The 12,308-nt window shown below is 69.9% G+C and carries 9 protein-coding genes; all 9 read right to left on the bottom strand.

The genetic code is table 11. The annotated features are described in order from the left end of the window. Window positions 1-2 precede the first annotated feature (2 nt). Window positions 3-2,744, bottom strand: a complete 2,742-nt coding sequence (locus ACH4YP_RS17210; RefSeq protein WP_398491045.1) for a tetratricopeptide repeat protein — start codon at window positions 2,742-2,744, stop codon at window positions 3-5. Next, the gene (locus tag ACH4YP_RS17215; protein WP_398491046.1) at window positions 2,741-4,063 is read right to left on the bottom strand and encodes a hypothetical protein; all 1,323 of its coding nucleotides are present in this window, start codon (window positions 4,061-4,063) and stop codon (window positions 2,741-2,743) included. The genes ACH4YP_RS17210 and ACH4YP_RS17215 overlap by 4 nt, the downstream gene beginning before the upstream one ends. 78 nt (window positions 4,064-4,141) lie before the next feature. Then, window positions 4,142-5,158, bottom strand: coding sequence for a glutamate ABC transporter substrate-binding protein (locus tag ACH4YP_RS17220; protein ID WP_361068047.1), 1,017 nt, complete (start codon window positions 5,156-5,158; stop codon window positions 4,142-4,144). A 14-nt stretch (window positions 5,159-5,172) separates the two neighbouring features. Then, window positions 5,173-6,618, bottom strand: a complete 1,446-nt coding sequence (locus ACH4YP_RS17225) for a hypothetical protein (RefSeq protein ID WP_398491047.1) — start codon at window positions 6,616-6,618, stop codon at window positions 5,173-5,175. Between the two features lie 227 nt (window positions 6,619-6,845). Beyond that, window positions 6,846-7,820, bottom strand: coding sequence for a BadF/BadG/BcrA/BcrD ATPase family protein (locus ACH4YP_RS17230; protein WP_361068044.1), 975 nt, complete (start codon window positions 7,818-7,820; stop codon window positions 6,846-6,848). Beyond that, complete coding sequence (locus tag ACH4YP_RS17235) at window positions 7,811-9,076, bottom strand: 6-phospho-beta-glucosidase (protein WP_361068041.1); 1,266 nt, start codon at window positions 9,074-9,076, stop codon at window positions 7,811-7,813. The genes ACH4YP_RS17230 and ACH4YP_RS17235 overlap by 10 nt, the downstream gene beginning before the upstream one ends. 1 nt (window position 9,077) lies before the next feature. Continuing rightward, window positions 9,078-9,974 (bottom strand): carbohydrate ABC transporter permease, encoded by an 897-nt coding sequence (locus tag ACH4YP_RS17240; RefSeq protein WP_361068038.1) that lies wholly within the window; start codon window positions 9,972-9,974, stop codon window positions 9,078-9,080. Between the two features lie 3 nt (window positions 9,975-9,977). After that, window positions 9,978-10,949: a sugar ABC transporter permease gene (locus ACH4YP_RS17245; RefSeq protein WP_361068035.1), complete on the bottom strand. Its 972-nt coding sequence runs from the start codon at window positions 10,947-10,949 to the stop codon at window positions 9,978-9,980. A gap of 6 nt (window positions 10,950-10,955) precedes the next feature. Then, window positions 10,956-12,284: an ABC transporter substrate-binding protein gene (locus tag ACH4YP_RS17250; protein WP_361068032.1), complete on the bottom strand. Its 1,329-nt coding sequence runs from the start codon at window positions 12,282-12,284 to the stop codon at window positions 10,956-10,958. Between the last annotated feature and the right edge of the window lie 24 nt (window positions 12,285-12,308).

The raw sequence follows: 12,308 nt of genomic DNA on the forward strand, positions 1-12,308 counted from the left end.
AATTACACCCACGTCCGGGGGCGGTAGCGGTTGGCGCGCTCCACCAGATCGATCCTCTCCTCGCCACGCTGGGCGAGCCGGGCCAGTGTCCGGTACGAGCGCTCCAGACCGAAGCGCAGGCCCCGCTCGTCCAGGTCGCTGCCGAGCAGTACGGTCCGCGACCCAGTGCTCGGCGGTGCGGAACCCTGGCTACCGGAGAGTACCCAGTCCAGGGCGCAACCAAGGACCTCTGTGGACAACTGCTCGCGGCGCACCGCGTCCAGACCGTACCCGTCCAGCGCCTCGACCTGGGCCGCGGCCGAGGTCAGGTCGTCCAGGAACGGGGCGTCGGGAACTCCCGCACCGGGCAGCCCCGGCCCGGGAACTCCCGTACCCGGCACGCCCGCCGCGGGCACCGCCGTACCGGACGTACCCAGAGCCGGTGGACCCGGTGGGGGCGGCGCGGTCTCGGCCAGTCGCTGGCGCAGCCGTGCCCGGACGGCGGCCACCCGGGCCGCCGTGTAGTGGATCGAGGCCTCCGGCACCGACTCCAGCGTCCGTACGGAGCCACGGCGGTCGCCCGCCGCCAGCTGGACGCGGGCCAGGCCGAACGCGGTGCTCACATAGCTGGGGTCGGTCGTCCACACCAGGCGGTAGTACTCGGCGGCGTTGTCCAGCTGCCCGAGGACCTCCGCGCACACACCGAGGGCCAGCTTGGGCGCGGGCTCGCCGGGGAACGCGTCGTATATGGCGTCGAAGGACACCGCCGCGACCTCGTGGTCGCCGGTCGCGAGCGCCGCCACGCCCCGGTACCAGACCACCCGCCAGTCGTCGGGATGGTCCGACTCCAGGGCTTCGAGCGTCCTGGTCGCCTGGTCCAGCTCGCCCATCTCCAGGCGTGCCCGCAGCTCGCGCAGCCGCAGCTCCAGGGAACCGGTGGGCGCCGAGTGCAGCGCGGTGATCAGCTCGGCCGGCGCGGACGTCATCAGCCCGGCCAGGAACCCCGCGTTCGGGTCGCCCGGGTCCACCCGCGGCACCGGCAGCGCCAGGGCCGCGGCGGCGGTGTTCAGCGGCTTCACGAGGGCGGCCCGAGCGGCCGCGGAGGCCGGCGGGACGAACGGCGTGCCGTTCGCCCCTGAAGCCCCGTTCACCGCGCGGGCCACGTTCGTTCCGCTCGCCCCGGCCGTTAGCGCGGGCACGCCCTTCTTTCCCCGTACGGGATCGATCCGCACGCCCAGTCGTGAGACGTCGCCGGCCAGTGAGCCGAACAACTCCGTGTCCGTGACCTTCAGTTCGGGTCCGAACAGGGTGGACAGCGAGGGCCGGGCGCGGCCCGTCTGCACGGAGACGACCTCGCGCAGCACACCCGTGAGCTGCTCGGCCATCTCCTGCGCGGAGGCGAACCGGCGGGCCGGGTCGGGGTCGGTGGCGCGCACGAGGAGCCGGTAGAACGACTCGTACGTGCGGAAGACCTCGATGTTGTCGGGGTCGGGCAGGGAGTCCACGAACACGTTCGTGTAGCCCTGGAAGTCGAAGGTCAGGACCGCCAGCGTGCGGGCGACCGTGTAGAGGTCGGAGGCGACCGACGGGCCGACGTCGGCGACCTCCGGAGCCTGGTAGCCGACCGTGCCGTAGATGGCCGACTCGTCGTCGTCCATCCTGCGCACCGCGCCCATGTCGATCAGCTTGAGCTGGTCCTCGGTCTGTATCGCGTTGTCGACCTTGAAGTCGCAGTACAGGAGGTTGCGGCTGTGCAGATGGCCGAGGGCTTCGAGCGCCTCGATGCCGTACGCGCAGGCCTGCTCCACCGGCAGCGGGTCACGCTTGCCGGTCGCCGTGCGGCGGCCGTTGGCGATCTCCTTGAGGGACTTGCCGCCCACGTACTCCATGACGATGTACCCGTCCAGCGAACCCGTCCGCTGGTCGAGGTGCTCCACGAAGTTGTAGATCCGCACGATGTTGGAGTGCTCGATCTCGGCGAGGAAGCGGCGCTCGGAGATCGCGGCCGCCATCGCGTCCTGGTCGCCCGTGTCGAGGAGGCCCTTGAGGACCACCCAGCGGTCGGACACCGCGCGGTCGACGGCGAGATAGACCCAGCCGAGCCCGCCGTGCGCGAGGCAGCCCGCGACCTCGTACTGCCCGTGCACGATGTCGCCGGTCTGCAGCTTCGGCACGAACGAGTACGGGTGGCCGCACTTGGTGCAGAAGCCCTCCGTACGGCCGGACCGCTCGCCGCGCGAACGCCCCACCGGCGCACCGCAGTCGGAGCGCGAGCAGAACCGCTTGCGCTCGGGGACCTCGGGGTTCTCCTGGATCATCCCGCGCGGGTCGGGCCGTGGCACGTCCGGGACCTGCACCAGACCGACGCCGAGCCGGCCGCGCCCCGAGGACCCGGCGGTCGAGCCGGAGCTGCGCACCGACACCGAACGGCCCGTGGTGCGGCCCGACACCGAGCGCGAGAGACGGCCCGACACCGAGCGCCGCGACTGGGACGACCGCGACGAGGCACGTGAGGAGGCGCGGGAGCTGGAGCGCGAACTGGCGCTGCCCGAACCCCGCGAACTGCTCCTGCCGCCCCCGGTGATCCCGGTCGGCGGGGAGCCCACCATGCCTCCCCCGGACGAGACGACCGGGGCCAGACCGCAGGTGTCGCAGTACAGCTCGCCGCCGCCCACGTCCTCGTACGACCCCGAGCAGCCCGGCCGCTGACACGGATCCTGCGAACTCTGCCCACTCGCTTCGCTGTTGACGTTCTGCTGACTCACGATTCCCCCCTCCGGTCCTGTGGTCCGCCGTGCCCGGGGACCCTGGGCACCAGCACTTCGGCGGCCGCGTGCTGGTACCGCAGCACCGCCTGTTCCGCCACCCGCAGGTCGCAGGGCGCGCTCCACAGCATGCGCCGCGCCGCGTCGTACCGCTCCACCAGCAGCGGGTCCTCGGCGAAGCCGTGCCGGGCGACCTTCGCCTTGTACGCGTCGAGCCGGCCGCGCAGCTCCGCGCGGACCGCGAGCGGCGCGGTGACCGCGCTCAACGACTCGCGGGCGCGCAGCAGTTCGTCGTCCGCCTTCGCCTCCAGGGCCTCCAGGAGCGGCGAGAGGCGGTGCCACTGGGCGTGCCTGCGGTACTCGGCGGCCGTCGCCAGCTGTTCCTGCAGCGCGGTCGGCGGGCCGCTCACCGCGGGCACCTCGGACGCGGCGATCTTCGCGAGGACCTCGCCACGGGCGTTCCGCGCCTCGGAGAGTGTGCGGTCCGCGCGGCTCAGCACGTCCCGCAGCCGCACCAGCCGCGCCTCCGCGTCCTGTCGCACGGTGAGCACCGCGTCGATCTCGCGGCGCACCTCCTCCAGGGCGCGCGCCTCGCGGTCGTAGCGCGTGGTGTCGGGGCGGCCGCCGCCGGGCGCCGAACTGCCCTGCGCGGGCAGCCAGAAGTCCAGCGGATCGGACACCACCCGCTCGCGCAGCACGGTCAGGGTGCGCGTGATCCGCTCCAGGTCGTCGCCCGAGGGGTGCTCACCGGGCCGTACGCCCACGGAGTGCGCGAGCTGGCGGGTGCGCTGCAACTCCGCGGCCAGTAAATCGATCCGGGCGGGCAGCGCCGACCACACGGCGTCGGCCGTCACGACCATGTCCAGCGAGGTCGCGTACAACTCGTTCATGCGCTCCACGAGTTCGGCGAGGGAGAAGCTCTCGCTGAGCTTGCCGGTGCCCGCCATCGTGGGCGCGGCGGCCGTGGCGGACGCGCTGCCGGCGACCGTGACGCTCTCGCCGCGCAGCAGCTCCGTCAGCTCCACGAGGTCGTCGCGGTTCGACCAGCGTCTGCGCGAGCGGATCTCCCGCGCGGAGCGCAACGCGTCGGCGTACGCGTCGAAGTACGCCCACAGCAGGGAGATCGACGCCTCGGCGGCACCCCAGCGCTCCTTGGTCGTACCAGTGAGTTCGGCGCCTTCGAGGAGTCTGCGGCCCGCGTGGTCCTGGAGGGCGAGGAGCGAGGTCTCGATGGCCTCGTGCTCCGCGCCGAGCCGCGCCAGCGCACGGTCCACCTCGTCCCGGTCCATCACCGGCCCGGAGGGTCCCGTGACGCCCATCGATCACCCCTCGCTTCGTGAAGAACTACTGGAACATTCAGGCTGCTTGTACCGGTCCGGCAGTGTGCACCGGTCCGGCTACTTGTACTGGACCGCGGGCGGCCCGGTGCTCTTGCCGAGCGTCCCGGCGAGCCAGGTGTCGTACGACTTCTGCCAGTCGGCCTTGCGGTAGTCCACCAGGATCTGGTTGACCCGGCGTATCAGATCGGTTGCGTCCTTCTTCATCGCCACGCCGTAGTACTCGTCCGTGAACGGCTCGCCCTTGAGCTGGACCGTGGGGTCCTGCGCGGCCTGGCTGGCGGCGAGCGCGCCGTCGGTGACCACGGCGTCGACCTCACCGAGCTGCAGCCGTACCAGGCAGTCGAGTTGGTTCGGCACGGTGCGCTTCTCGAAGTCCGCGGACGCGACGAGGGTGCCGTCCTTCTTGCCCGCCTCCAGCGCGTCGAAGGCGGTGGAGCCCTTCGCCGTGCAGATCCGCTTGTCGGCCAGCGACTTGTCGTACCCGGTGATGTCCGACTTCTTCGGGGCGAGCACCTGCTGGCCGGTCTCGAAGTAGGGGGACGAGAAGGCGACGTCCTTCAGACGGTCGCAGTTGATCGTCATGGTGCGCACGACCATGTCGACCTTGCCGGTCTGGATCGCGGGGATGCGCTCGCTGGTCGGGATGGCCTTGAAGCGGACCTCGGCGTTCTTCTTGCCGAGGATCTCGTCCGCGATCGCGTGCACCAGGTCGATGTCGAAGCCCTCCAACTGGGCGGTCTTCAACGTGCTGTTCGGGTCGCGGTAGCCGAAGCGGTAGCTGTTCTGGTCGACGCCGACCGTCAGATAGCCGTTCTCCTTGATCTTCTGGACCGTCGCGCCGTCCTGGGGGCCGGAGCCCGGTGCCAGGCTCTGGTCCTCGGGGTCCACGCACTTCTCGGCCTTCGCCGGCTCGCCCCGGGCGACCCCCTGGCCGCCGACGCCCGTGCCGTCGCCCTCGCGGGACTGGGCGACCGGGAGCAGTAGCGCGAACATCGCCGCGAGGGCGCAGACGACCGCCATCGCGCCCACCCCGCCCCAGCCCCTCAGACTGGCTCGCAAACGCCGTGCGTTCATCGTCATGCCCCCTCTCACCGGTACTCCGACAGCCTGCGCCCGATGCCGAGCACCGCGCCGGCCGCGGCCAGCACGGCGAGCACCGCGGCGCCGAGCACGAGGCCGTTCATCGCGCCCCGGCCGTTTCCGGCGGCCTGCTTGAACTCGGTCTCCTCGCGGCCTATCGCCGTCTTCAGGGCCTCGTCGACCTTGTCGAAGCACTCGCCCGTCGGCTTCTTGTCCTTGGTGCCGATCACCTTGTCGAGCGCGCCCTGGTAGTTGCCCAGCGTGTCCTCCGCGCGGGCTTCCTTGTGGCGTTCCTTCCAGACCAGCATGTTGGCCGTCGCGGCCTCGACCGGCTTCTTGCCCGCGCTGTTGTCGGCGAGGCCCTCGGCGGCCGCCAGCTTTACGGTGAGGTCCTTCATCTGCTGCTCGAAGTCGTAGTCGTACGCGTCCACGGTCTTCGTGCCCACGGTCCTGGTCTCCGCGCCGCGGGCGACCAGTGTGAGGTTCTCGTTGCCCCGGGCCTTGAGCGAGGCGATCCGGGCGTCGTTCAGCGTGTTCAGCGAGCGGACCGCGTTGTCGTACGAGTCGTTCAGGCCGGCGCGGGCGACGCTGTGGCCGACGACCAGCCAGAGCAGGACGACCGTGGAGGCGGCCGTGGCGGCGACCAGGCCGTGGTTCAGCACGCGGTTCGTACGCCGGTAGTTGCGGTGCTGTGCCCAGGCGAGGCCGCCGATGGCGAGGACGCCCGCGCCGATCGCGATCCACGGGTAGGGCGTCGCGTCGTCGTAGTCGGAACGCAGGCGCTGGTTCTCCACCGTGTAGAGACGCTCGGCGTCATCGAGCATCACCTGCATCTTCGAGTTCGCGTACCGGAGGTAGGCGCCGCCGAGGGGGAAGCCCTGGCGGTTGTTGGCCCGGGCGCGCTCCACCAGGCCCTTGTACTCGGGCAGCATCCTGTTCAGCTTGGTGATGGTCTTCTCGGAGGTGGAGCCCGGTTCCGAGTTGGCCGCGGCGGTGACCAGCTTGTCCGCGGCGTTGCTGATGTCCCGCTCGTAGCGCGTGCGGGACTCCTCCGTCTCCTGGCCGCCCGCGAGGAAGCCGCTGGACGCGGCCGTGTTGGCGTCGGCGAGGGAGCGGTATATGTCCGCCGCGTCGGCGCTCAGCGGCTGGCTGCTGTGCAGCACGTCGTCCGCGGCGGCCGAACGGTCCGCCATCTCCCAGGCGGTGACCGCCCCGAAGGCGACGACGAGGAGGGCCAGCACCGCGCCGATGATGCGCAGCCGCCCGGGCTCGGTGGTCGCCGCGGCACGCAGCTGGTCGACGCCCTCGGCCCACGCCGTACGGCGGGGAGGCCCGGTGTCGGGCACGGCGGAGCGGACCTGCGGCCCGGGCGGCGGGGCCTGCGGCGGCACCGCGGGCATGGTGGGTGCGGGCGCCCCCGGTGGCGCCGCACCGCCCTTCTGCTGATATGTCACTCGACCTCCCCCATGGTCATAGGCCGGTCACCTCCTCCCGGGCGCCAGGAAGCGCGGGAAGAGGTGCACGGCCGCAAGTATCGCCGCCGGGACTGACATCCGCACAGGCCTTGACGCGATCTTGTTCCGATCGCAGCAAGGCCTTGCCCGGATCGCAGCACGGCGAAGATCCCGTACCACCCCTGACCATGAATACGCCAACCCGAACTGTTCGGTTCCCGGCGCGCTCAGACCCTCTCGTAAAACTCCCGCACGCGGGCGTGCGCCAGGGCCGGGGCACCCTCGTGGTCGAGTCCGAGGAGGGCGGATCCGAGGACCGGCCGGGCGGTGACGACGCTGGGTACGGCCTTGGGGGCGCGCTCGGCCAGCAGTTCCCTTATCCGGTCGTCGAGTTGGGGGTGACGGGCGGCGAGGACGCCCCCGCCGAGCAGGACCGGCGTCTCCTCGTCGAGCAGGTCGAGACGGGTCAGGGCGACGACCGACATGGCCGTGACCTCGTCCGCGAGCCGGTCGACGAGCGCGCGGGCGACCGGGTCGCCGTCCGTCGCCGTGGCGAACAGGACCGGTGTCAGCTCGTGGCGCCGCGCGTGCTCGATGTGTTCCAGGTGCAGGGCCTCGATCAGCGCGTACATGGAGTCGAGGCCGAAGTGCGCGGGCAGGGTGCGGGCCAGCGCGGTCGGACCGCCCCGCCCGTCCTCGGCCCGCGCCCCGTGCCACAGGGCCTCCTCCGAGAGACCCCAGCCCCCGCCCCAGTCACCGGAGATACGGCCCAGGGCGGGGAACCGGGCGACCCGGCCGTCGGGCCGCATGCCCACGCAGTTGATGCCCGCGCCGCACACCACGGCCACACCCCGCGGTTCCTCCACACCGGCCCGCAGGATCGCGAAGGTGTCGTTGCGGACCCGCACCGTCGTGCCCCACGCGCGCTCGTGCAGCGCGGCGGCCAACTGCTCCTCCTCCACGGGCAGATCGGCGTTGGCCAGACACGCCGAGACATGGTCCACGGAGTCGACGCCCGCCGCGGCGAAGGCCCGGCCGACGGCGTCCGCGACCGTGTCGACCGCCTCCCGGATGCCGACGACGGGCGGCCGGAACCCGCCGGCGCGGGCCGTGGCGAGCACGCTCCCGTCGTCCGCCACGACCGCGACGTCGGTCTTGCTGTTCCCCGCGTCGACGGCGAGGACACGTGCGGTCACGCCCACGCGAGGTGCTCCCGGTTGTGCGCGATCAGCCGGTCGGTGAGGCCCTCGGCGTACGCGTACTGGCCCACCAGGGGATGTGCGAGCAGCGCCCGGAACACCCGCTCGCGTCCCCCGCGCAGCGCGGCCTCCAGGGCCAGGTCCTCGTACGCGGTGACGTTCGCCATCAGCCCCGCGTACAGCGGGTCCACCGGGTCCACCGGCAGCGGGGTCGCCCCCGAGTGCCCGACCGCGGCCTGCACCTCGATCACGGCGTCGTCGGGCAGGAACGGCAGCGTCCCGCGGTTGTACGTGTTGACGACCTGGTAGGTGCTCCCGCCCCCGCCCAGCAGCGACGCGGCGAGGTCGACGGCCGCCTCGGAGTAGTAGGCCCCGCCCCGCTTGGCGAGCAGCGCCGGCTTCTCGTCGAGCTCCGGGTCGCCGTACATCGTGAGCAACTCCCGCTCCATCTCCGCCACTTCGGCGGCCCGCGACGGCTTCGTACCCAGTTCTCGTACGACCTCGTCGTGCGCGTAGAAGTAGCGCAGGTAGTAGGACGGGACGACGCCCAGCCGGTCGAGGATCTCGCGCGGCAGGCGCAGGGTGTCGGCGAGGGTGTCACCGTGCTCGGCGAGCAGCTTCGGCAGAACGTTCTCGCCCTCGGGGCCGCCGAGACGCACACCGGTTTCCCAGGTGAGGTGGTTGAGGCCCACATGGTCCAGGTGCACATCGGCGGGGGTGACCCCCAGCATTCCGGCGAACCTCCGCTGGAATCCGATCGCCACGTTGCACAGTCCGACCGCTTTGTGACCGGCCTGGAGCAGGGTGCGGGTCACGATGCCGACGGGGTTGGTGAAGTCGATGATCCAGGCGTCCGGGTTGGCACGCCGTACGCGCTCGGCGATGTCGAGCACCACCGGGACCGTACGCAGCGCCTTGGCGAGACCGCCCGCGCCGGTCGTCTCCTGGCCGACACAGCCGCACTCCAACGGCCAGGTCTCGTCCTCGTTCCGGGCGGCCTGCCCGCCGACACGGAGCTGGAGCAGCACCGCGTCGGCGCCCTCGACACCCGCGTCGAGATCGTCGGTCGTGGTGATACGCCCGGGGTGCCCCTGCTTGGCGAAGATGCGTCGCGCCAGACCGCCGACGAGTTCGAGACGGTCGAGGGCGGGGTCGACGAGGACCAGCTCTTCTATGGGCAGGGTGTCCCTCAACCGGGCGAATCCGTCGATGAGTTCAGGGGTGTAGGTGGAGCCCCCGCCCACTACTGCGAGTTTCATTTCAGCCCTTCACTCCGGTGAGCGTGACGCCCTCGACGAACGCCTTCTGCGCGAAGAAGAACACGAGGATCACGGGGGCCATGACCAGGACGGTCGCGGCCATCGTCAGATTCCAGTCGGTGTGGTGCGCGCCCTTGAAGGACTCCAGGCCGTAGCTCAGGGTCCAGGCGCCGGGATTCTCGGACGCGTAGATCTGCGGTCCGAAGTAGTCGTTCCAGGCGTAGAAGAACTGGAACAGCGCGACGGCGGCGATGCCGGGCTTGGCCATCGGAAGGACGACCTTCAGCAGGGTTCTGAAGTCCCCGCAGCCGTCGACCTTCGCCGCGTCGATGTACTCGTTCGGGATCGTCATCAGGAACTGCCGCAGCAGGAAGATGGTGAACGCGTCCCCGAACGCCATCGGGATGATCAGCGGCCACAGGGTGCCCGACAGATCCAGCTGCTTCGCCCAGAACAGGTACATCGGGATGATGATGACCTGCGGCGGCAGCATCATCATGGAGATGACCAGCATCAACGACAGGTTCCGGCCACGGAAGCGGAACTTGGCGAGCGCGTAAGCCACCGGAATGCTGGACACGACGGTCAGGACGGTGCCGGCGCCCGCGTACAGAAGGGTGTTCTTCCACCAGGTGAGGAAGCCGGGCGTGTCGAAGACCTTCGCGTAGTTGCCCCACTCCCAGGTGTGCGGGATCAGGTCCCTGGTGAGGGTCTGGTTGTCGCTCATCAGGGAGGTGAGGACGACGAACACGAAGGGCAGGACGAAGAACAGCGCCGCCGCGACGCCGAGCGCGTGCACGGCGATCCATTCGAGGAGCGCCCTGCGGCGGGCGGTCCGCTCGGCGGGTGTCGCCGGCGGCGCCCCCAACTCCACTGGCTTGTCGAGTACTTGGGTCATGGGTCAGTCACCTGCCTGGATGAGACCGCCCCGGCGCCGCATCAGGAACGCGGTGAACACCATGGACAGGGTGAACAGCACCAGCGCGACCACGCACGCGGAGCCGTAGTCGAAGCGCTGGAAGCCGAGGTTGTAGACGAGCTGCGGCAGGGTGAGCGTCGACTTGTCGGGGTATCCCGGTTCGAACTGCTGGCCCGAGCCGCCGATGATCCCGGAGGCGACCTTTCCCGCGACGAGCGGCTGTGTGTAGTACTGCATCGTCTGGATCACACCGGTCACCACCGCGAACATGACGATCGGTGAGATGTTCGGCAGCGTCACGAACCGGAACCGGTGCCAGGCGGACGCGCCGTCCAGCTCGGCGGCCTCGTACTGCTCCTTCGGTACGTCGAGCAGCGCGGCCATGAAGATGACCATCAGGTCGCCGACGCCCCAGAGGGCCAGCATGGTGAGGGCGGGCTTGGACCACGCGGCGTCCGTGAACCAGCCGGGCGTCGGCAGACCGAGGTCGCCCAGGACCGAGTTGACCGGTCCCGTACCCGGGTTGAGCAGGAAGACGAAGGCCAGCGTCGCCGCGACGGGCGGCGCCAGGTAGGGCAGGTAGAAGAGGGTGCGGAACACACCCGTGCCCGTCTTGATCTTCGTGATCAACAGGCCGATGCCCAGGCCGAACGCGACCCGCAGGGTGACCATGACGACCACCAGCCACAGGGTGTTGCGCAGCGCGGGCCAGAACATGGGGTAGTCGTTGAAGACGTAGTTCCAGTTCTCCAGACCCCTGAACTCGGGGACACCGAAGCCGTCGTACTTCATGAACGAGAAGTACACGGTCGAGATCAGCGGATACGCGAAGAAGACGCTGAAGCCGATCAGCCACGGCGACATGAAGGCGGCCGTACGCAGTGCGGAGCGACGGCGTTTCGTACGCAGAGTGAGCGTGGACGCGGATGTGGACGCGGACGTGAACGTGGCCATCGGGAGCTACTTCGCCTGCTCGATGTCACGGTTGATCTGGCTGGCCGTCTTCTTCAGACCGGCCTTCAGATCCTTCGCCTTGCCGGACTCGTACTGGTAGCCGAAGTCCTGGAGGGTCGTCTGGTACGTCGAGCCGTTGATGGAGGCCGGCGGGGTGTTGGAGTGCGGGTTCTGCGCGATGTCCAGGAAGGTCTTGAAGCCCGGGTCGACCGTCAGGTCGGGCGACTTCAGCGCGGCGAACGTGGACGGCACGTTGTGGATGGCGTTGGCGAAGGAGACGACGGCCTGGGTGTCGGTCGTCATGTACTTCACCAGCTCCCAGGCCGCGTTCTGCTTCTTGCTCTGCGGGGCGATGCCCATGATCGTGCCGGAGAGGAAGCCCTTGCCGTACTCGGAGACCTCGTCGTCGGCGACGGGCATGGGAGCCGTGCCGATGTCGAACTTCACGCCCGCGTCCTTGGCCATGCCGAGCCGCCACTCGCCGTCGAGCTGCATGGCCACCTGGCCGGTCTGGAAGGGGTGCTTGGCGCCCCATTCGTCGCCGAACGTGTTGCGGTACTTCTCCAGCTTCTGGAAGCCGCCGAGGCTGTCGACGAGTTTCTTCTGGTACGTGAACATCTCGGCGAAGGCCGGGTCCTCGGCGATGCTGGACTTGCCGTCCTTGCCGAAGTAGGCGTGGTCCCACTGCGACATGTAGTGGTCCACGACGGTCTCGTAGCCGTGGTAGTTCGGCATGAAGCCGAGCTGCTCGTACGAGTCGCCCTTGGTCTTCGTCAGCTTCTTGGCGACCTCGGTGAACTCGGACCACGTCTTCGGCGGCGCCTTGATGCCTGCCGCCTTGAAGGCGTCCTTGTTGTAGTAGAGGCCGTACGCGTCTCCCAGCAGCGGCATCGCGCAGCGCTTGCCCTCGAACTGGGTGTACTCCAGCATCGGCTTCGGAATGATCTTGTCGAGGTCGAGCTTCGACTTCTCGATGAACGGCTTGAGGTCGGCGAAGGCGCCGGACGAACAGAACTTCCCGATGTTGGACGTGGTGAACGACGACACCACGTCGGGGCCGTTGGAACCACCCGCGCGCAGCGCCTGGTTGAGCTTGTCGTCGTTGATGTTGCCGACGACCTTCACCTTGATGTTGGGGTGTTCCTTCTCGAAGCGGTCGATGTTCGCCTGGATGGCCTTGACCTCGGCGGGAGCGCTCCAGCCGTGCCAGAACGTGATCGTGGTCGACGCGTTCGGATCGTCTGTGGCTCCGGTGTCCGACTGGCCGGTGCACGCGGTGGTGAGAAGGGCTATCGAGGCGGCGGCGAACACCGCTTTCCTGGGCATTCTGGGCATGGCAAGGTCTCCCTGGGGCGGGAC

This window comes from Streptomyces sp. NPDC020747 (genome assembly GCF_044334695.1).
Lineage (GTDB): Bacteria > Actinomycetota > Actinomycetes > Streptomycetales > Streptomycetaceae > Streptomyces.

Excerpts from the sequence above, each read along its gene's own strand:
- ACH4YP_RS17220 (WP_361068047.1), bottom strand. The coding sequence starts at position 5,158 with ATGAACGCACGGCGTTTGCGAGCCAGTCTGAGGGGCTGGGGCGGGGTG.
- ACH4YP_RS17235 (WP_361068041.1), bottom strand. The coding sequence starts at position 9,076 with ATGAAACTCGCAGTAGTGGGCGGGGGCTCCACCTACACCCCTGAACTC.
- ACH4YP_RS17215 (WP_398491046.1), bottom strand. The coding sequence starts at position 4,063 with ATGGGCGTCACGGGACCCTCCGGGCCGGTGATGGACCGGGACGAGGTG.
- ACH4YP_RS17245 (WP_361068035.1), bottom strand. The coding sequence starts at position 10,949 with ATGGCCACGTTCACGTCCGCGTCCACATCCGCGTCCACGCTCACTCTG.
- ACH4YP_RS17240 (WP_361068038.1), bottom strand. The coding sequence starts at position 9,974 with ATGACCCAAGTACTCGACAAGCCAGTGGAGTTGGGGGCGCCGCCGGCG.
- ACH4YP_RS17250 (WP_361068032.1), bottom strand. The coding sequence starts at position 12,284 with ATGCCCAGAATGCCCAGGAAAGCGGTGTTCGCCGCCGCCTCGATAGCC.